The organism is Acinetobacter chengduensis, from assembly GCF_003664645.1.
In the GTDB taxonomy this organism is placed as follows: Bacteria; Pseudomonadota; Gammaproteobacteria; order Pseudomonadales; family Moraxellaceae; genus Acinetobacter; species Acinetobacter chengduensis.
The window spans coordinates 106439-129333 of the sequence record NZ_RCHC01000009.1 but is presented as its reverse complement, the minus strand read 5'-3'; the positions used below and the strand labels follow the sequence as shown (position 1 = coordinate 129333).

Annotated in this window: 20 protein-coding genes and 1 tRNA gene; 15 read left to right on the top strand and 6 right to left on the bottom strand. The window is 40.2% G+C overall.

Features of this window, described 5'->3' with window-relative positions:
- Nucleotides 1-17: 17 nt before the first annotated feature.
- The gene (ettA, locus tag D9K81_RS09995; protein WP_120373675.1) at nt 18-1679 is read left to right on the top strand and encodes an energy-dependent translational throttle protein EttA; all 1662 of its coding nucleotides are present in this window, start codon (nt 18-20) and stop codon (nt 1677-1679) included.
- A gap of 61 nt (nt 1680-1740) precedes the next feature.
- On the opposite strand, the gene D9K81_RS09990 is transcribed toward ettA, so the two are convergent.
- Nucleotides 1741-2154, bottom strand: coding sequence for a tetratricopeptide repeat protein (locus D9K81_RS09990; RefSeq protein ID WP_120373674.1), 414 nt, complete (start codon nt 2152-2154; stop codon nt 1741-1743).
- A 420-nt stretch (nt 2155-2574) separates the two neighbouring features.
- Here D9K81_RS09990 and D9K81_RS09985 point away from each other — a divergent pair, with 420 nt between their 5' ends.
- Entirely contained in the window at nt 2575-3507 is a 933-nt protein-coding gene (locus D9K81_RS09985) for a cation diffusion facilitator family transporter (RefSeq protein WP_120373673.1), read from the top strand.
- A 24-nt stretch (nt 3508-3531) separates the two neighbouring features.
- On the opposite strand, the gene D9K81_RS09980 is transcribed toward D9K81_RS09985, so the two are convergent.
- The 4 genes from D9K81_RS09980 to D9K81_RS09965 all read right to left on the bottom strand — a co-directional run bounded on the left by D9K81_RS09980 (nt 3532) and on the right by D9K81_RS09965 (nt 6151).
- Nucleotides 3532-3873 (bottom strand): zinc-ribbon domain-containing protein, encoded by a 342-nt coding sequence (locus D9K81_RS09980; protein WP_120373672.1) that lies wholly within the window; start codon nt 3871-3873, stop codon nt 3532-3534.
- Between the two features lie 158 nt (nt 3874-4031).
- Nucleotides 4032-4107 (bottom strand) — tRNA-Glu (locus tag D9K81_RS09975).
- Between the two features lie 91 nt (nt 4108-4198).
- Nucleotides 4199-5707 (bottom strand): glutamate--tRNA ligase, encoded by a 1509-nt coding sequence (gene gltX, locus D9K81_RS09970; protein WP_120373671.1) that lies wholly within the window; start codon nt 5705-5707, stop codon nt 4199-4201.
- A 141-nt stretch (nt 5708-5848) separates the two neighbouring features.
- Nucleotides 5849-6151, bottom strand: coding sequence for a hypothetical protein (locus tag D9K81_RS09965; protein ID WP_120373670.1), 303 nt, complete (start codon nt 6149-6151; stop codon nt 5849-5851).
- Nucleotides 6152-6525: 374 nt separating this feature from the next.
- Between D9K81_RS09965 and D9K81_RS09960 the strand changes: the two genes are divergently transcribed.
- The 9 genes from D9K81_RS09960 (at nt 6526) to D9K81_RS09920 (ending at nt 17154) form a co-directional block, all read left to right on the top strand.
- On the top strand, nt 6526-7527 hold the full coding sequence (locus D9K81_RS09960) for a sulfate ABC transporter substrate-binding protein (protein WP_120373669.1): 1002 nt from the start codon (nt 6526-6528) through the stop codon (nt 7525-7527).
- Between the two features lie 248 nt (nt 7528-7775).
- On the top strand, nt 7776-8795 hold the full coding sequence (locus D9K81_RS09955) for a sulfate ABC transporter substrate-binding protein (RefSeq protein ID WP_120373668.1): 1020 nt from the start codon (nt 7776-7778) through the stop codon (nt 8793-8795).
- 349 nt (nt 8796-9144) lie between these two features.
- Nucleotides 9145-10056 carry a 16S rRNA (cytosine(1402)-N(4))-methyltransferase RsmH gene (gene rsmH, locus D9K81_RS09950; protein WP_120373667.1) on the top strand — a complete coding sequence of 304 codons (912 nt, stop codon included), beginning with the start codon at nt 9145-9147 and terminating at the stop codon, nt 10054-10056.
- Nucleotides 10057-10066: 10 nt separating this feature from the next.
- On the top strand, nt 10067-10399 hold the full coding sequence (gene ftsL, locus D9K81_RS09945; protein WP_120373666.1) for a cell division protein FtsL: 333 nt from the start codon (nt 10067-10069) through the stop codon (nt 10397-10399).
- A gap of 13 nt (nt 10400-10412) precedes the next feature.
- Nucleotides 10413-12239: a penicillin-binding protein PBP3 gene (ftsI, locus tag D9K81_RS09940; RefSeq protein ID WP_120373665.1), complete on the top strand. Its 1827-nt coding sequence runs from the start codon at nt 10413-10415 to the stop codon at nt 12237-12239.
- Between the two features lie 10 nt (nt 12240-12249).
- Complete coding sequence (locus D9K81_RS09935; RefSeq protein ID WP_120373664.1) at nt 12250-13743, top strand: UDP-N-acetylmuramoyl-L-alanyl-D-glutamate--2,6-diaminopimelate ligase; 1494 nt, start codon at nt 12250-12252, stop codon at nt 13741-13743.
- A gap of 9 nt (nt 13744-13752) precedes the next feature.
- Nucleotides 13753-15162: a UDP-N-acetylmuramoyl-tripeptide--D-alanyl-D-alanine ligase gene (locus tag D9K81_RS09930; RefSeq protein ID WP_120373663.1), complete on the top strand. Its 1410-nt coding sequence runs from the start codon at nt 13753-13755 to the stop codon at nt 15160-15162.
- Entirely contained in the window at nt 15163-16281 is a 1119-nt protein-coding gene (gene mraY / locus D9K81_RS09925) for a phospho-N-acetylmuramoyl-pentapeptide-transferase (RefSeq protein WP_120373662.1), read from the top strand.
- A 69-nt stretch (nt 16282-16350) separates the two neighbouring features.
- Nucleotides 16351-17154 carry a putative RNA methyltransferase gene (locus D9K81_RS09920; protein ID WP_120373661.1) on the top strand — a complete coding sequence of 268 codons (804 nt, stop codon included), beginning with the start codon at nt 16351-16353 and terminating at the stop codon, nt 17152-17154.
- A gap of 70 nt (nt 17155-17224) precedes the next feature.
- Here D9K81_RS09920 and ponA read toward each other — a convergent pair whose 3' ends face one another.
- Entirely contained in the window at nt 17225-19753 is a 2529-nt protein-coding gene (gene ponA / locus D9K81_RS09915; RefSeq protein WP_120373660.1) for a penicillin-binding protein PBP1a, read from the bottom strand.
- 164 nt (nt 19754-19917) lie between these two features.
- Here ponA and D9K81_RS09910 point away from each other — a divergent pair, with 164 nt between their 5' ends.
- From D9K81_RS09910 to D9K81_RS09895, 4 genes are read left to right on the top strand one after another with little or no spacing between them, the layout of a single operon-like run.
- The gene (locus tag D9K81_RS09910; protein WP_106983927.1) at nt 19918-20976 is read left to right on the top strand and encodes a pilus assembly protein PilM; all 1059 of its coding nucleotides are present in this window, start codon (nt 19918-19920) and stop codon (nt 20974-20976) included.
- The gene (locus D9K81_RS09905; RefSeq protein ID WP_120373659.1) at nt 20976-21629 is read left to right on the top strand and encodes a PilN domain-containing protein; all 654 of its coding nucleotides are present in this window, start codon (nt 20976-20978) and stop codon (nt 21627-21629) included. The genes D9K81_RS09910 and D9K81_RS09905 overlap by 1 nt, the downstream gene beginning before the upstream one ends.
- Nucleotides 21626-22324 (top strand): type IV pilus inner membrane component PilO, encoded by a 699-nt coding sequence (locus tag D9K81_RS09900; RefSeq protein WP_120373658.1) that lies wholly within the window; start codon nt 21626-21628, stop codon nt 22322-22324. Before D9K81_RS09905 ends, D9K81_RS09900 begins: the two co-directional genes overlap by 4 nt.
- A complete protein-coding gene (locus D9K81_RS09895) occupies nt 22324-22851 on the top strand; it encodes a pilus assembly protein PilP (protein WP_120373657.1) in 528 nt (175 codons plus the stop codon). The genes D9K81_RS09900 and D9K81_RS09895 overlap by 1 nt, the downstream gene beginning before the upstream one ends.
- Nucleotides 22852-22895: the final 44 nt, after the last annotated feature.

The window sequence follows — 22895 nt, the reverse complement described above, 5'->3', positions numbered from 1 at the left end:
TTATTGAGGAGTCCTACGTGGCCCAATATATTTACACGATGAACCGTGTGTCGAAAATGGTTCCGCCAAAGCGCGAAATCCTAAAAGACATCTCTTTATCATTCTTTCCAGGTGCTAAAATTGGTGTACTTGGTCTAAACGGTGCAGGTAAGTCTACCTTGCTTCGTATTATGGCGGGCGTAGACAAAGATTTCTCAGGTGAAGCGCGTGCTCAACCAGGTATCAAAATTGGTTACCTAGAGCAAGAGCCACCACTAGATGAAAGCAAAGATGTACGCGGTAACGTTGAAGATGGTTTACGTGAACCATTAGATGCTTTAGCACGTTTGGATGAAGTTTTTGCTGAATATGCGGCTGAAGATGCAGACTTTGATGCACTTGCAAAAGAGCAAGAGAAGCTTGAAGCGATTATCCATTCATGGGATGCACATAATATTGTGAACCAAATGGATCAAGCAGCAGCTGCGCTTAACCTTCCAGCTTGGGATGCAGATGTATCTAAACTCTCTGGTGGTGAACGTCGCCGTGTAGCACTTTGTCGTTTGCTCTTGTCTAAACCAGACATGTTACTTCTAGACGAACCGACGAACCATTTAGATGCTTCATCTGTATCTTGGTTAGAACGTTTCTTGAAAGACTTCACGGGTACAATCGTTGCGATTACCCATGACCGTTATTTCTTGGATAACGTTGCTGAATGGATTCTTGAGCTTGACCGTGGCATGGGTATTCCATACCAAGGTAACTACTCTTCTTGGTTAGAGCAGAAAAATGCCCGTCTAGAACAAGAGAACAAGCAAGAAGAATCTTTTGCTAAAGCATTGAAAAAAGAACTTGAATGGGTTCGTTCAAATGCGAAAGGTCAGCAAAAGAAAAACAAAGCACGTATGGAACGCTTTGAAGAGCTTAACTCTCGTGAATTCCAACAACGTAACGAAACTTCAGAAATCTACATTCCACCTGGTCCGCGTCTAGGTAATAAGGTTGTAGAAGTTGAAGGTATCAGCAAATCGTTTGGTGATCGTACGCTTTATAAAGATTTATCTTTCGTTGTTCCACCATGTGCCATTGTAGGTATTGTGGGTGAGAATGGTGCAGGTAAAACCACATTATTCCGTATGATGACTGGCGAACAACAACCAGATACAGGTTCTGTAGTACTAGGTGAGTCAGTTAAAGTGGCTTACGTGGGGCAGATCCGTGACACGCTTGATGACAACAAAACTGTTTGGGAAGAAGTTTCTGGCGGTTTAGACATCTTACGTATTGGTGAATACGAAATTGCGTCTCGTGCGTATATCGGTCGCTTTAACTTTAAAGGTCAAGATCAGCAAAAACGTGTAGGTCAATTGTCAGGTGGTGAGCGTAACCGTTTACAACTTGCGAAAATCCTGCAAATGGGTGCAAACGTTATCTTACTCGATGAACCGTCAAACGACTTGGACATCGAAACTTTACGTGCACTTGAGGATGCGATTCTTGTATTCCCAGGTACTGTAATGGTGATCTCGCATGACCGTTGGTTCTTAGACCGTATTGCAACGCACATCTTATCATTTGAAGGTGAAACACCTGAATTCTTCACTGGTAACTATGCAGAGTTTGAAGCATATCGCCAAAAACGTGATGGTGATGATTTAGTCACTAAGCGTCAAAAATACCGTAAAATTGGTAACTAAGTTTTAGTTCAGATTTAAAAAACCAGCCTAAGGGCTGGTTTTTTCTTTTCACTAAAGTGGATTAGGAAAATACAATTTCTTCGTAACTTTTTTGCAAGGCCGTATTTGCTGGAGAGTAGCCTTGGTCTGCAGATTTCTTGAGCCAAAATTCAGCGAGGCTAAAGTTTTTTGGTAGACCTAGTTCGCCATTGAGATAGCCTGTGCCTAAGCGGTATTGAGCTTCTTTATGTCCTCTAAGTGCTGCGCTTAAGAAATTCCACATGGCATTTCTGTATTCGACTTGAGAAGGGTCTGATTGGCTATTAGACTGGTGTTGCAAAAAGTCTTGATGGTGCTGATCAGCGATATGCTCGAAATACTCTCCCTGAGCATAATCGTTATAGGCATCTAAGATCATGGGCTGCGTAAATTGCATTTCCTGATCTGACGAGTGTAACAAAGCAGAACTGATCATTTTTATCATGTGTTTGATCATACCGAACTCCTTATAAACGTTACGTTTTCTGGCTAACTAGATTTAATTTATACTGTGAGAAGCCATACATCCTGTTGCTTTTTGTTTAATCTGGCAGAATGTAAAATTGAAAATTAACATGATTAAGCATTAATAGTAAGTGACTGGAACGTTCAATTATTTATATATTTACTAGGAAAGTAGTAGCTAACATCACAAAAAATCAATTTTATGTAGATTTTTTTCTTTCATAAAATTTTTAAAAAAATTTAATTTTTTAAAATACGCTATGTTCTTCTTTTGTAAATTAAATTTAAATTTTGATGTGAATTTTTATATGTGAGCAATTGTATGATTACTGCAACATTTTCGAACTTGTAATTTTATAACTACATCAGCAATTGCTAAGCTGATGAATAATTAATCAGCCTTGAGATGTATATGAGTCAAGATCACGGGCACGATCATAGTCATGCTGTTGTTACAGATGAAAACTCGAAAAAATTAACTTTTGCATTATTGCTGACCAGTAGCTTCTTGGTGGTTGAAGTTGTGGCTGGTTTTATCACACAAAGTCTGGCTTTACTGTCAGATGCTGCCCATATGTTTACCGATGCTGCTGCTTTAGCGATTGCATTGGTGGCCATTAAAATTGGCAAATTACCTGCAGATAATAAACGGACCTTTGGTTATCAACGCTTTGAAATATTAGCAGCCTTATTTAATGCGCTTATGTTATTTGCCGTTGCTATTTATATTTTATATGAGGCTTACCAGCGGTTTTCGACCCCACCAGAGATCCAAAGTACCGGTATGCTGATTGTAGCGAGCATTGGACTTGTGATTAATTTAATTTCGATGCGGATCTTATTTTCAAGTTCTCAAGAGAGTTTGAATGTGAAAGGAGCATACCTTGAAGTTTTAAGTGATGCTTTAGGTTCAGTAGGGGTTATTTTAGGCGCGGTGCTCATTTATTTCACAGGTTGGATGTGGGTCGATACCGTTATTGCAGTATTGATTGGATTTTGGGTGCTACCACGCACATGGGTGCTTTTAAAACAGAGTCTGAATATATTATTAGAAGGTGTACCCGAAGAAATTGATATTGAAAAACTTCGTCAAGATTTATTAAATTTGAATGGTGTGGAAAGTATTCATCAATTAAAAGTTTGGGCGATTAGTTCCAAAAATATCCATTTGACGGTTCATCTTTATGCACCAAACATTGATCGTACAGATTTGTATCAAGAAGCGATGGAAATGTTAAGCCATGAACATGGCATTACTGAAATGGTGCTACAAATTGAAGAACAAGCATGTATTGCAGAAGCAGGGCATCATCATAAATTGGAAGAACATTCACATCAGCATTAATGCTGATGTGAACAGATGTATAAACTAAAGTTCCCACTCGTGGTTGCAGTCACGACATTTCCATTTCTTTTGTGACTGCATAAATGCTTGCATTGAAATCTTGAAATCAGGCAGGTCGCGGTAAAATAAAAAGCCTGCAATCACGCAGATAATAAATACCACTACAGTTGCTGTTTGTATGGTGCTACCAGCACCATTGCCAAATAGCCACATTGAAATGCTAATGATGACCAAAAGTAACAATACGAAAATTGCTGGAACTAAAAACACTAAACTTTTAGGTACTACAGGACGAGCGGCGGGTGCACCAGCTTGCGCCACGGGCATGATTTTTGGGCTTTGACATTGAGGGCAGCGGTATTGCATTGCAACTCCATAATTCTAATCTATACGCTATTTTAATCGTAATGGCGCAGAAAGCAAAAACACTGCGAAAATCATTGCAAGAAAATTTAGGCAATAAAAAACCCAAGTCATAATGCTTGGGTTTTTTATTAAGACCATTACAAGAATGATCTTGAATATGGCGTCCCTACGGGGATTCGAACCCCGGTTACCGCCGTGAAAGGGCGATGTCCTAGGCCTCTAGACGATAGGGACAAGTGAGGCAACAGAATCAGTGTTTAACACTGTGTCTCTGTATGGGCGCTATATTATGGATATAACGCCCATGCGTCAACTAAAAAATCAATTAAGCTTCATCAACTGCGTCATTTTTCGGCAATTTTAAGCTTTCATTGAGTTTTTCCCAAACTTTTAGCTCTTTTTTACTCGGACCGCCAACAATTTCAAGTGCATGACGTAAGCGAGCGAAGGTTAAATCCGGACCAATAGTGACCATCGTTTGCATCACTGGTGTAGATGCTGTTGATCCTGCGATTGCAATAAAGAAAGCTGGCATGAAATCACGTAATTTCACCTCCATTTGTGTCGCTAAGTCCATTAGCGTTTGGCTAACAGTGTCGTTATTCCAGATAAAGAGGCTTTCTAAGCGCCAAATTGCAAACTGTAAGCTTTGACGAACTTGTTCTTCAGAGAGCTTTTTACTTACAAACTGCTCTTGGCTTAGAGTAGGGAAGTGGTTGAAGTAGTGCGCCGACCAATTTACTGCTTCTGAAAGCAAGTTAATACGCGGTTGAATTGCAGCTGCAATTTCTTCTAGTTTGGCGCGATCAGCTTTCCAAGCCAATAAGGTATCTAACAATTCAGCAGGACTTAAGGCTTTAATCCATTGACCATTTAACCAATTGAGTTTTTCAACATCAAAGATTGGGCCACCCAGAGATACACGTTGAATGTCGAAGTGTTCGATCATTTCTGCCAAAGTGAATTTTTCACTTTCGTCTGGCATAGACCAACCCATACGGCCAAGGTAATTCAACAATGCTTCTGGTAAAACACCAATATCTTTGTAGTAGTTAATTGAAGTTGGGTTTTTACGTTTAGACAGTTTTGATTTATCTGGGTTACGCAAAAGTGGCATGTGGCAAAGCACAGGCATATTCCAACCAAAATATTTATAAAGTAACTGATGCTTAGGCGCAGATGGAATCCATTCTTCACCACGAATCACATGGGTGATTTCCATTAAATGGTCATCTACTACGTTAGCCAAATGGTAAGTTGGTAAGCCGTCAGTCTTCAGAAGAATTTGCATATCGACTTGCGCCCATGGAATTTCAACTTCGCCACGCAGTAAGTCGTTAAATTGACAAATACCTTCTTCAGGTACTTTCATGCGAATAACATGCGGTTCGCCAGCTGCAAGACGACGTTGTACTTCTTCAGCAGTATGTTTTAAACCACGACCATCGTAACGTGGAGACTCGCCACGTGCTTGCTGTTCTGCACGCATTTGATCAAGTTCTTCGCTTGTTGCAAAGCAATAAAACGCATGGCCTTTTTCAACTAATTCAAGTGCATATTGCTTATAAATGCCCATACGCTCTGATTGGCGGTATGGCGCATGTGGACCACCTACATCTGGACCTTCAGACCAATTGAGGCCTAACCAACGCAATGAATCTAAAATCATTTTTTCAGATTCAGGTGTAGAGCGAAGTTGGTCTGTATCTTCAATACGAAGAATAAATTCGCCACCGTGTTGCTTTGCAAAACACAGGTTAAACAAGGCGATATAGGCTGTACCTACATGAGGAAAGCCTGTAGGAGAGGGTGCAATACGAGTACGAACAGTCATAATCAATTATTAATCAGAATGTAAATTAGGATCTATTATAACGAAAAAGCCTGATCACTTAATGCTTAATTTATCATTCAGTGATCAGGCTTCTTGCCCAAGCAGGGGAATGCATGGGCTTAGAATATGTGCTTTAAAGGCTTAAGATGGATTTGTAGAGAACAGTGCTTGCACAAAACGGCTAAAACTTTGGTTTTGTGAAGCAAAAAAGTTTTGAGCAGGTGCGGTTTTAATCGATGTCAGCACCTTTAAACTATCATCTGATGATTGCGCTTTAGAAGACTCATTTTTTTGTTGTGTTAAGGCTTTTTCAATCAGTGATGTTTTATCACTAGGTAACGTTACTTTGGTGTTGGCAGTTTTGTTAATTGCTGCGCTATGAGTCAACTGTAGTGTTGAAAAACTAAGTGCGATACACAGAATCGCAAATTGATTTAATTTCATGTCCAATCTTCCCCTAACTTGATGAATGGAATTTTTATTGGTGTTTTTTAATACTAATACTACGATTTAACCACGTTAATTGAATAAAAAGTAGAACTACGTCACATTTTTTACAAAAAAATAATCAAACACCAATCTAGATTACCTGAATAAACCAGATTTCTCCTTAATTGTTACTTTGTATCAAATAACTATGAAGATAGCATGGAGAATATCTTTTTGAAGTCTTTATTTAGCAAAAAAACACCGATCCTCAGCATTTTTTTGCATATCTAAAAAACAGAATTATAAACAAATTAATCATCTAGCCTAGATATTGTACAACAGTATTCAGATTTATATAGTGCATTTCAAGAATGAAATGAGACTTTGTAATGAAAAAAATAATAGCTTCAACTGTATTGGCACTTTTAAGTGGTGCTATAACCCATGTATATGCGAATAAAGATTTTTTAAACGTATCTTATGATCCGACACGTGAGTTTTATCAAGAATACAATCAGGAGTTTGGTGCATTTTGGAAGCAGCGAACAGGGCAAGAAGTGAATTTTAAGCAATCACATGGTGGTTCAGGTAAGCAAGCCCGTGCTGTCGCGACAGGTTTACAAGCAGATGTGGTGACTTTGGCCTTAGCCAATGATATTGATGAAATTGTGAATGCGGGATTAATTAAAAAAGGCTGGCAAAAAGAATTTCCAAATAATTCTGCACCCTATACCTCAACCATCGTGTTTTTAGTGCGTAAAGGCAATCCCAAAAATATTAAAGACTGGAATGATTTAACCAAGCCAGGTGTTGAGATTATTACACCAAACCCAAAAACTGGCGGTGCGCCACGTTGGATTTATTTGTCAGCTTGGGGGTATGCACTGAAGCAACCGGGTGGCAATGATGCGAAAGCCAAAGAATTGGTGAAAAAGCTGTATCAAAATGTCAAAGTGTTAGACTCGGGTGCACGGGGTTCACTCACCACTTTTGCAGAACGTGGCATTGGTGATGTGTTGCTGTCTTGGGAAAATGAAGCATTGCTAGCGACTCAAGGCTTAGGTAAGGATAAATTTGATATTGTTTACCCATCGATTTCAATTTTGGCTGAACCTTCTGTAGCAATTGTAGATAAAGTGGTTGATAAAGATGGGAACCGAAATTTAGCAAAAGGCTACTTAAACTATTTATATTCACCCAAAGGACAGGAGCTGGCGGCTAAATATTATTTCCGACCACGAGATAGCAAAGCTGCAGCAAAATATGCAGCTCAATTTCCAAAGCAAAAAACATTTACCATTGATCAGGTTTTTGGTGGATGGGCAAAGGCACAACAAACTCACTTTGTGAATGGTGCGATCTTTGATCAAATTTATAGTGATAAAAAATAAAATATTCATAAGATATTAGAAATGAAAAAATGGATGACAGTTGTTATCCATTTTTTTTATATACAAAGCAAAAAACAGTATATATATGGAAAAAGTAAAGTGTTTAATTGCATTTTATATAATTAAAACAAGATGATAAAAGAACAAATTTACATACTTTATAGAAGTTTATTGAAATTTTGTGAATTGCGATTAATGACTTTATTTCATATAGTTAGCATTAATTTAGATATTTGATTTATGCTGATATGAAACTTCAATTCAAAGCATTGTTGAGTGGCGCATTGTTGTCGCTAGGTTTGACACTTACTGCAGCCACCACTCAGGCGGCGGATCGCCAATTTTTAAATGTATCTTATGACGCAACACGCGAATTTTATGACGAATTTAACAAGTCATTTGGTGCATATTGGAAAAAACGCACAGGTTATTCTGTTGATTTTAAACAATCGCATGGTGGTTCGGGCAAGCAAGCGCGTTCAGTGGTTGATGGTTTAAAAGGTGATGTAGTCACTTTAGCTTTGGCCAATGATATCGATGAAATTGTAAAGTCAGGTCAAATACAACCGGGTTGGCAAAAAGAATTCCCGTATAACTCTGCACCGTATACCTCTACTATTGTATTTATGGTACGTAAAGGCAATCCAAAGCATATTAAAGACTGGAGCGACTTAACTAAGCCGGGCGTAGAAATTATTACGCCAAATCCTAAAACAGGTGGTTTACCACGTTGGGTGTATTTATCGGCTTGGGGTTATGCATTGAAGCAACCTGGTGGTAATGATGCTAAGGCGAAAGAATTCGTCGGCAAAATGTATCACAATGTGAAAGTGATGGACTCAGCAGCGCGTGCTTCAATGACGACCTTCGCTGAGCGTGGGATTGGTGATGTATTGTTAACTTGGGAAAATGAAGCCCTTGTGACACAAAAAACCTTGGGCAAAGGTAAATTTGATATTGTGTATCCTTCAATGTCTATTTTGACTGAGCCTTCAGTTGCAATCGTTGATAAAACTGTCGCTAAAAATGGCAACGAATGGTTAGCAAAAGGCTATATCAACTATTTATATTCGCCATTAGGTCAAGAAATGGCGGCTAAACATTTCTATCGTCCACGTAATGCAGCTGTTTTAGCAAAATATAAAGCACAATTCCCGCCATTAAAAACATTTACTATTGATGAAGTTTTTGGTGGTTGGGCAAAAGCACAGCAAACACACTTTGTGAATGGTGCGGTTTTTGATCAAATTTATAACGCGAAGCGTTAATTGATCTATGGATTAATTCTGAGGAATTAATCTCAGTTGAATTTATTTTAAAGCTTCTGTTCGCAGGAGCTTTTTTTCTGCCATTGCTATGTATGCTACTGCTTCAAAAGGATTTGTATTTAATGTATTTGAATGACTGTAGCTGTCTGAATTATTGTTGTTTTAGCGTGAATATATAGGGTGATCTAGCGCAAAAATGAGATGAAAAGTATGCAACCGTTCAGTTTATAAATGTCTAAAACGGTTTTCTCTATAGAAAGTAATATTTCTGTACAAAAAGTCGTTTGGAGCTTTACTAAAACAAGGTAATAATGTGCAGTTACTTTTTTACTGTCATGATTGATTCTGTATGTCGCATATTTCTGTATTACTTCACGAAACTGTTGATGCCTTGCTCGCTGGGCGTACTACAGGAATCTATGTCGATGGGACATTTGGTCGTGGGGGACATACGCGATTATTGCTATCTAAATTGGATGAAAATGCACGTGTTTTTGGTTTTGATAAAGACCCTCAAGCGTTGGCAGTAGCCGCAGAATTAGAACAAGAAGATCCACGTTTTAAAATTATTCATGCTAGTTTTGCTGATTTACAACAAGAATTAGAAGCACGAGGCATTGGGCTTGTCGATGGTGTTATGGCTGACTTAGGTGTGTCATCACCGCAGTTGGATGAAGCAGAACGTGGTTTTAGCTTTATGCGAAATGGCCCACTTGATATGCGTATGGATAACTCTCAAGGTCTAACAGCAGCAGAGTGGCTGGTGGATATTGAAGAAGAAGAGTTGGCCAATATTATTTTTAAATATGGTGAAGAACGTTATAGTCGCCGTATTGCTAAAGCCATTAAAGCCGCGGGTTATATTGCGACAACTGCAGAGCTTGCCGAAATTGTAAAAGTTGCTCACCCAAAATGGGAAAAAAATAAACATGCGGCAACGCGGACTTTTCAGGCCATTCGTATTGCCATTAATAAAGAATTAGATGATATTGAAGCTTTCTTACCACAAGCTGTAGACGTGTTAAAGCCAGAAGCGCGTTTAGCAGTCATTAGCTTCCATTCATTGGAAGACCGTTTAATTAAACAATTTATTCAAAAAGAATCGACTTTGGCTGAAGATACAAGTTGGGGAATGCCACAACAACGTGAAGATACGCGTCGATTGAAAAAAGTATCCCGTGTTCGTGCCAGCGATGAAGAAGTAAAAGCCAATCCGCGTTCACGCAGTGCTTGGTTACGTGCAGCAGAACGTTTAGCTTAAAAGGCAAAGAATGAAAACCGAAGCAATAGAACAAAACACAAAAAAATTAAAGCTAAAAAAAACGATCACATACGCTGTCATGTTGATTTTGGTTTTCGTTAGTGCAATTTTTGTGGTTTTTCAAGTCTTTGAATACCGTCAAGATTATCGTCAATTGAACACCTATATGCGTGAACGTGATGACCTCAACGCAGAATGGGGGCGTTTGTTGATTGAACAACAAACTTTTGGAGCAACTGCACAGATTGGAACACGTGCAGTCACACAACTTAGGATGTATTCACCACCTGTTGCACAAACGGTGGTGATTTCTTTGCCGCAAACTTCAGAAGAGAAAAAATAAGGCTAGCTGTCAAATGGTTGAAAAGAGAAATAAGCAAGCAGCACGAAAAAAACAGCAGTCTGTAACAGGTAAAACCGCTATTAGTGTCGATATGTGGCGTTTTTATTTAATGTGGATTGTGGTTCTTCTGTGCTTTTTTGCATTGGTGGGACGCGCTTTTTATGTGCAAATTATCAATAAAGACTTTTTGCAAAATAAAGCCAATGCCAATATTTTAAGAACAGAAAAAATTCGTGCGATGCGTGGCGTGATTTATGACCGCCATGGTGTACCTTTGGCCATTAGTACACCTGTCATGAAGGTGGTGATGGACCCGCGTGATTATTTTGATACCAAAAAACTATTTGATGAAACCACGGCACAGCTGGCACAAGATCCACATAACCGTAAATTAAAGCGTCAACTTCCAGATAAGAATTTAAATTTGGATGAACTTGCAGATGCTGTTGGTATGGATCGTGCTGAACTACGTAAAAAGCTTAATGAGCGTCCGCGTTCGCGCTATTTGGTACTAAAAAAAGAAGTACCACCGCAGCAAGCTGACATGATTATGAAGCGTGAGTTTCAAGCGGTTTATACCGAAAAAAACTATAAGCGCTATTATCCACAGCCACAGCCGAACTCACAAATTATTGGCTTGACCAATAGTGAAAGTATTGGGATTGAAGGCTTGGAAATGCAATTGAATCAGCGTCTTTCTGGTAAGGATGGTGAACAACAAATTGTCCGCGATAAAAAGGGCAATCGTGTTAAAGATCCAGAAGTCATTAAAGAAGTTGAACCGGGTGAAAACATTACTCTAAGTATTGATTCACGCCTGCAATATATTATGTACCGTGAATTAACTGCCGCTGGCGTAGCAAACAATGCACGTTCAGCAACCGCAATTGCAGTAGATGTTAAAACGGGTGAAATCTTGGCCATGACCAGTTGGCCGTCGTATAACCCGAATGATAAAAATGGTGTGTTGAATAAAGATGCCATGCGTAACCGCGGTGCGATTGACTCATTTGAACCAGGTTCGACCATGAAGCCATTAACCGTGGCTATGGCATTAGAAAGTGGTAAATATACTGCTAATACTGTTGTGAATACTTCGCCAGGCTCGATGCGTGTAGGCAACCATACTATCCGTGATACCCATAACTATGGGGCATTAACCTTAGGCGGTATTATTCAAAAATCATCCAACGTGGGTGTCGCAAAAATCACTTTATCGTTGCCATACGCAACCTTACCGACTTTTTATAAGCGTTTAGGGTTTGGTCAGCGTTCTGCAGTTAAGTTCCCAGGCGAAAGCAGTGGTTTAATTTTACCGCCGAGCAAGTGGAATGTATCTGAAGTGGCAACTATGTCTTATGGTTATGGTTTGAATGCGACCGTGCTTCAAGTGGCAGATGCATACGCCATGATTGCCAATAAAGGCAAAAAGATGCCGTTAAGTTTATATAAATTAGACGAAGCACCAAAAGGTGAGCAAATGATTGATGCAAAAATTGCTGATCAAGTGCTACTGATGATGGAAGCGGTAACCTTACCTGGCGGGACCGCGCGGCAAGCAAATATTCCTGGTTATCGTGTCGCTGGTAAAACAGGTACGGCGCATAAACTACGTCCAGACCGTAAAGGTTATTCGCAAACAGATTATCGTGCACTCTTTGCAGGGGTTGCACCTGTGAGTGATCCACGTTTAGCCATGATTGTGGTGGTTGAAAACCCGAAAGGCGCATACTACGGTGGTTTAGTTGCAGCACCTGTATTTGCACGTGTGATGCAAGAATCATTGCGTTTAATGAACGTTCCTTTAGATAAACCTTTAGATACTCCTAAAATCCAGTAAGAGGCAATTCATGACGATTTGTTTTAATGAGATATACAGCCTAACGTCTACTGCTGACTGGATGACACAACCTTTTCAAGGGTTTAATCTAGACAGCAGATATATAGCCAAAGGGCAAATTTTTATTGCCCTAACTTCATATTCGCAACCTGAAAAGACCATACAGTTTGCTCAAAGTGCGCTAGATCGCGGTGCTTTGGCTGTGATTTCTGAAATGGATTTGAACTTAGCCAATGCCGTTACCATTCCAAATGTACGCCAGTTGATGGGGCAGTGGCAGAAGCAATATTTACAAGCGACTCTGCCTGTCAATCCTGCACGTGTGATTGCTGTAACAGGTACGAACGGTAAAACCACAATTTCACGTTTAATTGCTGAGTTGTTGATGCTACAAGGCAAAAAGTGCGCCGTGATGGGAACCACAGGCAATGGTATTTTGCCAAATTTAGAAGCATCGTCGCATACCACCTTAGATGCTTTGCATCTACAAAATGCTTTACATGATTATGCACAGCAAGGTGCAGAATTTGCTTCTATTGAAGCCAGTTCGCATGGTTTGGAGCAAGGGCGTCTAAATGGTTGTGACATTGAGATTGCAGCCTATAGTAATTTAAGTCGTGATCATTTGGATTATCACAAAACTTTAGAGGCTTATGCCGAAGCCAAGTCACGCTTATTTGCATTTGAGTCACTTAAAGTGGCTATCATCAATATTGATGATGAACATGCGTCTGTTATGCTCAATGCAGCACGTCAAAATCCAGCACAGCCTAAAATTCTAAGCTATTCAACCACGCAAAAAGCCGATTATGAAGTGCGTGATATTCAATATAGTTTGAATGGTGCACACTTTAAATTAATGACTGCTGAGGCTGTATTTGAAGTACATAGCCCGTTGTTGGGTCACTTCAATATTGAAAATATTGTGGCAAGTTTAATTGCAGCTGAGCAAGCGGGTTTTGCCTTGGCAGATTTAATTGCAGTCACACCTGAATTAAAAGGTGCCCCAGGTCGTATGCAGGTGATCCGTGATGGCGAACGTTTATTTGTTGTTGATTATGCCCATACGCCAGATGCTTTAATTCAGGTCTTAGAAACGCTTAAACGCCATGTTTCTAAACACTTATGGGCCGTTTTTGGTTGTGGGGGAGATCGTGACAGAGGTAAACGTCCATTAATGACTCAAGCTGCATTAGATTATGCGGATGTGGCATTAATTACCTCAGATAATCCACGCACAGAAAACCCAGAACAAATTTTTGCAGATATGAAAGCAGGCATTCAGTTTGCAGGTCATATCGTGCATGAAATTCATGATCGTCGTGAAGCGATTAAATTTGCAGTCCAACAAGCTCAAGATGGAGATATTGTTGTAATAGCAGGTAAAGGTCATGAAAACTATCAAGAAATTGATGGTGTACGTCATTGGTTTGACGATGTCGTTGAAGTGCAGTCTGCGATTAATGCATTGCAGGGCATAGATTCAAGCTATCCAGCTCAATAGGAAATCATCATGCATACATCTACTACAAGTACGGTGCCTTTAGAGCCATGGACAGCATCTGAGTTAGCTGAGGCTACTCAAGGCTATTGGTTAAATGACCGTGTGCCAGACACGGAAATTAAACGCATATTAACCGACTCGCGTCATGCGGAACTGGGCGATGCCTTTTTGGCATTAAAAGGGGAACGCTTTGATGCACATGATTTTGTGGCTCAAGTTGTAAGTCAAGGTTGTCAGTTGGCGATTGTCAGCCAACCTATAGATGCAGACATTTGTCAGTTAGTGGTGACCGATACACGATTGGCTTTGGGTCATTTAGGGGCTTATCGCCGTGCGAAACACCCAGCGCTGAAAGTGATTGCACTGACAGGCAGTAGTGGTAAAACCACCACCAAAGAAATGTTAGGCAGTATTTTATCTCGCCTTGCACCAACCTTAATTACCCGTGGTAACTTAAATAATGATTTGGGTGTGCCGATGATGTTACTTGAGCTTCGTTCAGAGCATCAATATGCGGTGATGGAGTTGGGTGCAAGTCACAAAGGTGAAATCGACTATACTTCGAATCTAGTGCAGCCACAGGTTGCAGGTATCCTAAATATTGGTACAGCACACTTAGGTGAGTTTGGTGGTCGTGAAGGTATTTGCTTAGCGAAATCTGAAATTTATACACACATTGCAAAAGCTGGCACATCGATTGTACCAGCAGCAGATGATTTTACCGATCAAATTCGCAGTGCTGTGCAGACCGAGCAACAGATCAGCTTTGGTGAAGGTGGCGACGTTTATGCAACAGATATTCAGTTACATGCACAGTCTGCAACCTTTAAGTTACACACAAATTCTGCAGAGCGCCTTGTCAACTTACCTTTTGCAGGTGAGCACAATGTGCAAAATGCCGTGGCTGCCACAGCATTCGCTTTAGCCATTGGTGTGGGTTTAGATGACATTGTCACTGGCTTAGAACAAGCACAAGGTGCTAAAGGTCGTTTAAACTTTATTCAGCATAAAGCGCATTTGTTTATTGATGACACTTACAACGCCAACCCAACTTCAATGCGCGCGGCAGCCGAAGTGCTTGCACAGCAAGAAGGTGTACGCGTAATGGTGGTCGGTGATATTGGTGAACTGGGCACATCTGCGGCACAGCAACACTACATGCTGGGTCGTGATTTAGTTTCGCTAAAAGGCATTAACTTTGTAATAGCAGTCGGTGAGTTTGCACCAGCTATGCAAGAAGGTGCTCGTAGTACACAATATGGTAAAAAAATGCAGGCTTTTCTGAATCAGCAGCAAGCCTTGCCTCTTTTGATTAGTCTCGTTGAAACACATCAACCTCAGTCCATGAGTTTCCTGTTTAAAGGTTCTCGTTTTACCCACATGGAAACGTTGATGGCTGAATTGATGGAGAAGCTCTAAATGCTGTTATGGTTATTTGAACATTTGGCTGGCTATCATAGCTCATTCCAAGTGGTCCGTTATTTAACACTTCGTTCTTTACTGAGTGTATTAACGGCATTATTAATTGGCTTGACCTTAGGTCCAGTCATGATTCGTAAACTCCAAGCTTTGAAATATGGTCAAGCGGTCAGTTCATTTGCACCTGAAAACCATGCCAAAAAAATGGGTACACCGACGATGGGCGGGATTTTAATCCTGCTTTCGATTGGGGTGTCTACTTTGCTATGGGCAGACTTATCTAATCCTTATGTGTGGATTGTACTGGCTGTTATGGTGATTTTTGGTGCCGTGGGCTGGGCAGACGATTGGATTAAAATCCGATATAAAGACAATGCGGGTTTACCTGCAAAGAAAAAATTCTTTTGGACCTCTGTGGCTTCATTGGGCGCAGGTATTGCGTTGTATGTGATTGCAACACAACAACCTAATCCAGAACATACAGCCGATATGCTGGATGTACTCATTCCGTTCTTTAAAGAATTAAGCCTGCCACTCTCTGCGATTCCATTAGGTTTAGGTTTTATTGCCTTTACATATTTGGTGATTAACGGGGCTTCAAATGCAGTGAACTTAACTGATGGTCTGGATGGTTTGGCTATTATGCCAATCGTATTGGTGGCTGCTGGTTTAGGTGTATTTGCATATTTAGCAGGGGATATTCGTTTTGCGACATATTTACATGTGCCTTATGTCAAATATGCCTCAGAGCTAGTAGTCATCTGTGCAGCTATGATTGGCGCAGGTTTGGCATTCCTTTGGTATAACGCACATCCAGCACAAATCTTTATGGGTGATGTGGGTGCGTTATCTTTAGGGGCGATGCTGGGCACGATTGCGGTCATGGTTCGTCAAGAAATCGTGTTTGCCATTATGGGTGGTGTATTTGTGGTAGAAGCAATTTCTGTTTTCTTACAAATTGGTTCACTGCGTATGCGTAATAAGCGTGTATTCCTCATGGCGCCACTGCATCACCATTATGAAAAGAAAGGCTGGCGTGAAACGCAAGTCGTGATCCGTTTCTGGATTATCACAATTATGCTGGTAGTTTTGGGCCTAATGACCTTAAAATTGCGTTAAGCAAAATTGAAATGAAAAGCCGGTCAATTGCCCGGCTTTTTTTATGCCTAAATGGCCTTGGAGAAAATGATGAATCTGCTGATGTGCCCAGTTTGTAAAACGAACTTGGCGCTTGAGGAAAGAACATGGCGCTGTGAAAACAACCATAGTTATGATGTAGCCAAACAGGGTTATGTGAATTTACATGTGGTACAGCATAAGCATAGTAAAAACCCAGGGGATACACCTGAGTCTGTGCAAGCACGTCGTGCTTTTTTAAGTGCAGGGCATTATGCACCCCTCCAACAAGCTGTGGTGCAAAAAATTCGTGATTTACGAATTGAGAATCTATTGGACATTGGCTGTGGCGAAGGTTATTACACGGACGCGATGCAACAAGAAGTATTACAATGCGTCGGTGTGGATATTGCTAAAAATGCAGTTCAAGTGGCGGCAAAACTTAATAAAAATGTGACTTGGGTAGTAGGGACAGGGGCAACATTACCTGTACTTGATCAGAGCATTGATTTGTGTACGAGTTTATTTAGCCCAATTCCGCAAGAAGAAATTTTACGCGTGCTGAAGCCAGAAGCTTATCTTTTGGTGGTCACACCTGCACCTGAGCATTTATATGCAATGCGTGAAGCGTTATTTGAAGAAGTAAAAGCACATGAGCCAAATAAATTTGCGGAACAATTGGCGGGCAACTTCAATTTAATTGATCAAGAAATTGTGCAGGCGAAAATGTGCCTTCAGCAAGAGGATTTAAAAAATCTAATCGCTATGACGCCGTATGCATACAAAGCAAAACCTGAGCGCCGTCAGGCCTTAGAGCAACAAAATAGTTTTGAACTTACTGCACATTATCAAATTTACATCTTTCAAAAGAAATGATCTTTTGATGCTGTGACAAGATGATTAGACCTGAACATTAAAAAAGCCCTCATATTCGAAGGCTTTTTTATTATTGCACTTGCTGGATCAAATGATCTAAGGCATCTCCACCTTGTTTAGGTGGCGGGTTGTTATTTAGTGCAGGTGGTTTAGTTTGGTTTGGTACCAAAGGTTGATCGCCTGGCAAATCTTCAAAATCATTTTGCACGGTTGGGCGTGGAGCTACAGGTGCAGGGCGATATAAAGGTTGGGCTAAAGCAGGTGCAGCACGATCCTGTTTATTTGCCTCCTTATTTGGGTTAGCCTGATCGCGTTGTACAGGAAGTTTGGCATTTTTATCTAAACGAACCCAAGCTTCTGGTGTGCCTTTTAAGGCATTTTCCATAAAGTTAGTCCAGATAGGTAAGGCTGCTACACCGCCATATTCACGGCGTCCTAGGGTTGTAGGCTGGTCAAAACCGACCCATGCAATGGAGACTAGTTTGCCATTGAAGCCAGCAAACCATGCATCTTTCGCATCATTGGTGGTTCCTGTTTTTCCACCAAGGTCATTACGACCAATTTTTAGGGCAGCACGGCCTGTACCGTGTTGGATCACGTCACGTAGGATGTTCGCCATATCAAATGCAGAGCTTGATTTTAAAATACGCTGTGCTTGACGGTAATCGCCGGTATCAATTTCAGTGCTATCATTAGTAATAGCTTCGCTTGCCGAATTTGAAACTTGGAAAGCTTCATCATCTGGAGTTGCTGGATTTTCACTTTCTGGTGCAGGCTCTTTTTCATTAATACATTGAATGCATGCATATTCAGGATTTGCCTGATAAATAACCTTGCCATAAGCATCTTCAATGCGACTAATAAAATGTGGTTGAATGCGGTAACCACCATTGGCAAAGGCTGCATAACCTGTGGCCATTTGTACAGGCAGAACTTGTGGTGTACCCAAAGCGATGGTGTAGTTACGAGGAATTTGATTTTCTTGTAAGCCAAAATCCATCAGTAATTGGCGTGTACGCTCAATTCCCACCATTTGTAGTAAACGTACAGATACCGTATTACGTGAAAGATATAATGCACGACGCAGAGGAATCATGCCGAGGTAGCGACCATCAGAGTTTCTTGGCGACCATTTTCCAATCGTGATTGGGCTATCATTGACCATACTATAAGGCGTTAAACCACGTTCTAAGGCTAGAGCATAAACAAAAGGCTTGATGGTTGAGCCAGGTTGGCGCCAGCCTTGAACAGCACGGTTAAACGTGGATTGATAAAAGTTATATCCACCCACCACAGCTTCAATCGCACCGTTATTAGGGTTAATCGCAATTAACTGCCCTTGAACTTTTGGAATTTGAACTAAAGCCCAAGCAGTTTTATTGTCATTTGGTCTTAAGCGAACAATATCGTCTTTTTTGACAATTTGTGAAGCATTGCTTGGAGCATTACCTACACTGTTTGCATTGCGATAAGGCCGTGCCCAAGACATACCTGACCACGGTACAGTTACCGTGGTGCCATCTTGTAAAAGTGCATCAAAACTTGAGCGATCCACTTTAACGACTTGAGCTGGGAAGGTGTTGGCAAATGCTATAAAATTTTTCAGCGGTTCGCCATGCGCTTCAGCACCTCGCCAACCATGGCGACGGTCATAATCTTCTAAACCTTCTTGTACAGCTTGCTCCGCATAGGCCTGACGTTGGCTATTAATTGTGGTATAGACTTTATAACCAGAGTCAATCGCTTGTTCACCTAAAGTACTAATCAGTTCTGAACGGACCATTTCTCCGACATAGGGAAAGCGATTATTTACACCGCGTTCAGGCATATCTAAATTAATGGGTTCAGCAATTCCAAGCTCATATTCTTTTTGGTTGATATAGCCCAGTTGTAACATACGACCCAAAATCCAATTGCGACGTTCGAGGGCACGTTTTGGATTAGCAACAGGATTATATTTTGAAGGGGCTTTAGGAAGGCCGGCAATCATGGCCATTTGACCTAATGAGAGTTCGTTTAAGCTTTTGTTATAATAAATTTTCGCCGCTGCTGCGATACCGTAAGCATTTTTACCTAAAAATATTTTATTGACATATAAAGACAGAATTTCTTCTTTTGTGAGGTTTTGTTCTATTTTACGTGCTAAAAATACTTCAGTGAGTTTACGTTTTAATGTACGTTCAGGGCTTAAATAATAATTTTTAGCTACCTGCATGGTAATGGTGGAACCACCGGTTTGTACATCTGAGCCTGTAATCGATTCACTCACGGCTCGCCCTAAACCTTTGAAACTAATACCACTATGTTCAAAGAAAGAGGAATCTTCCGCGGCTAAAAAGGCATGAATAAAATGTGGTGGTATTTGATTGTATTCTACAGGCACAGAAAGTTTGCCACCATATTCCGCAATAAGCTCATTATCGGCACTATAAACTTGTAATGGTTTTAATAATGGCGCCTTTTTCAGAGTGGACATTTCTGGCAAAGATGGTGCAATATAGAGATACATGCCATAAAAACCCATTGGAATAGAGATCAAAATTAAAATTAAGATCAAAAAAAATGGATGAACAAGGCCTGAACAAGATAGCTTTTTCATAACAAGTAAGTTTTAATAAGAGCTAATGGCAAACTAATTAGCGGTCAGTATATCCTTAAGGCGCGCAGATTGTTATATGAGATATTGTATCTGCGATAAATTATAGGCCGATTATAGTTAGTGAGTTACTTTTTTGGGGATAAAAAAATAATAGGAATGATATTGTGCTCAGGTTATATCGTAAGCCAAATAAGGGGTTAATAGGAGTAGATATTAGTTCAACTTCTGTTAAGGTTCTGGAACTTTCTGTAAAAGGCGGCAGGCATTGGGTCGAAAGCTATGCTTTGGTACCACTGCAAGAAGGCAGTGTTGTTGAAAAAAACATCTTAAACCCTGAAGCGGTTGGGGACTCCCTTGAGCGCGCAATTAATTTAGCCAATACGCAATCTTCAAATGCAGCATTTGCCATCCCAACATCTATGGTGATCACTAAGGTCATTGAAATGGATGCGGATATGACGAGTGATGAGCGTGAAGTACAGATTCGTATGGATGCCGAACAATACATTCCATTCCCATTGGATGAAGCAAGTCTAGATTTTGAAGTTCTCCCTGATGTTTTATCTAATCCAAACCGCGTCAATGTACTCTTAGTTGCAACGCTGATTGAAAATATTGAAGGTCGTTCTGAAGTTTTGGAAATGGCGGGTTTGACGCCTAAAATTGCGGACGTCGAAAGTTTTGCATTAGAAAATGCATTTAAAGTTTTTTCAGATACCTTGCCGATGGGCGTGAAAACGGTAGGTATTTTAGATATTGGTCATAGCATGACGACGTTGTACGTAATGCAAAATAATAAAGTCATTTACAGTCGTGAACAGGTATTTGGCGGAAAACAACTGACCCAAGAAATTCAAAACCGTTATGGTCTTTCTTTTGAAGAAGCTGGGCGTGCAAAAAAAACGCGTGCTTTACCAGACGATTATGATGTTGAAGTATTAGAGCCTTTCCTAGAGGCCGTAGTGCAACAAGCAGCACGTTCATTACAATTCTTCTTTTCGTCTTCACAGTTCAATGAAATTGATCATATTTTATTGGCTGGAGGAAATGCCAATATTCCGGGTCTTGCAAAATTGTTGCAACAAAAGTTGGGATATCGCGTCACGATTGCCAATCCATTTTTACAAATGGGTTTTTCACCTCAAATTGATATTAAAAAAATTGAAAATGATGCTTCATCATTATTGGTGGCATGTGGCTTAGCATTGAGGAGTTTTGATTAATGGCAAAAATTAACTTACTCCCTTGGCGCGATGAGCTAAGAGAGAAACGAAAAAAAGAATTTATTGCAATTTGCATTGGGGCATTTTTTCTAGGGGTTATTGTAGCTACTGCTGTATGGTTCTACTACGATCAAAAACTACAGGATCAAGAACAAGCCAATCAGTTGATTGTGAGTACCAACCAAAATCTAGATGTACAATTAAAGTCACTAGATGGCTTGCAAGAACAGCGTAATGCCATTATTGAACGTATGAAGTTGATTCAAGGTTTACAAAGCCAGCGTCCAATAGCAGTACATTTAATTGATGAACTGGTTCGTGTGGTGCCAAGTAATGTTTATATTACAAGGTTTACTCGAGCTGGGGATAAATTTACTTTTGAAGGTAAGGCAGAAAGTCCAAATGCTGTCGCAGAGTTCCTGCGTAACTTGGAAGCTTCACCATGGTATCGCAATGCTTTCATGAATTCATTCTTGGCTGTTGAAGTAAATAAAGATGAAGCCCCAAAATCAGTGGTTCCTCGTGTTGAAGAAAGTTATGGCAATTTTGTGGTCACTGCAGACTTAGATACGATCCCACAACCCGTAGCAAATGTAGAAGGAAGTGCTACAGGGGCTGATTCAGCAGCATCTACAGCGGAGGTGGCGAAATGAGTCGTGAAGAATTTGATGATTTAAGTCAAGCAACTGTTGCGCCAGCAAAGAAGAAAATGACGCTGGATAAGTTTTTACAGCAATTTAATACCTTGGATCCAAATAACTATGGTAGTTGGCCTTTATCTGTCAAAATTACCTGTTGGATTTTTATTGTCTTGTTAGTATTAGCACTGAGCTATTTTGTCATGATTAAAGGCAAAATGGAGTCGATTGATGGTGCTCATGCACAAGAACAAAATTTATTAAATGAGTTTCGTGAAAAAGAATCTAAGTTGCGTAATTTACAACAGTATCAGACTCAATTGCAGGATATGGAAGCGCGTTTTAATCAGCAATTGGATCAATTGCCTAAAGAAACAGAGATTCCTGGTTTAGTTGAAGATATTAACGTAACGGGTGTGAACTCTGGATTGAAATTTAAAAATATTCGACTAGAGCCAGAAGTAAAACAAGAATTCTTTATTGAGCAACCGATTTCAATGGAAGCCACAGGTGATTATCATGCATTTGGTAGTTTTGTAAGTGGAATTGCTGGGTTGTCACGTATTGTTACTTTGCATGATTTTACGATTAGCTCTTCTGAAAATCCTCAGAAAAAGTCTGAAATCCCAAGCATTAATTACGTTCTTCAGGCGAAAACATATCGCTATGTAGGTAATAGTGATAGTACACCTACGGAAGGAGCTCAATAATGAAAATGAATAGAATTGCATTATTTTCACTCATTGGCTTTGCTTTGGTTGGATGTGATAGTCGTATTGATGCAGTTAATCAAGAAATGGCGAATATTCGTAATCAACCACCACTGCCAATCGAGCCAGCACCAGATTTTACTTCGACAGAAACATTTGTTTATGCTGCACATCAACTAAAAAGCCCTTTCTTACCAAGTTCGTTGGCGGCTGAGCTGAAAATTATGGCGGGTAAGCGTGTTTATCCAAACTTTAATCGTCAGCAACAACCATTAGAAAGTTATGCTTTAGAAACCTTAAATATGAAGGGAAGTTTGCGTAACCAAGCTGGTGGCATCATTGCATTAATTCAAACACCAGATGGGCAAATTGAGCGTGTTCAGCGCGGTAATTATATGGGGCTTAATCAGGGGCGTATTGTCAATATAACGCCAACACAGATTGACTTGATTGAGGTTATTCCAGATGGGCGAGAAGGATATGTTGAACGTCCGAGAAGTCTTATTTTAATTGGACCAGCACCTTAAGCTTAAAGGAATAAAAATGAAAAATAGTATGCAAGATTTTATTT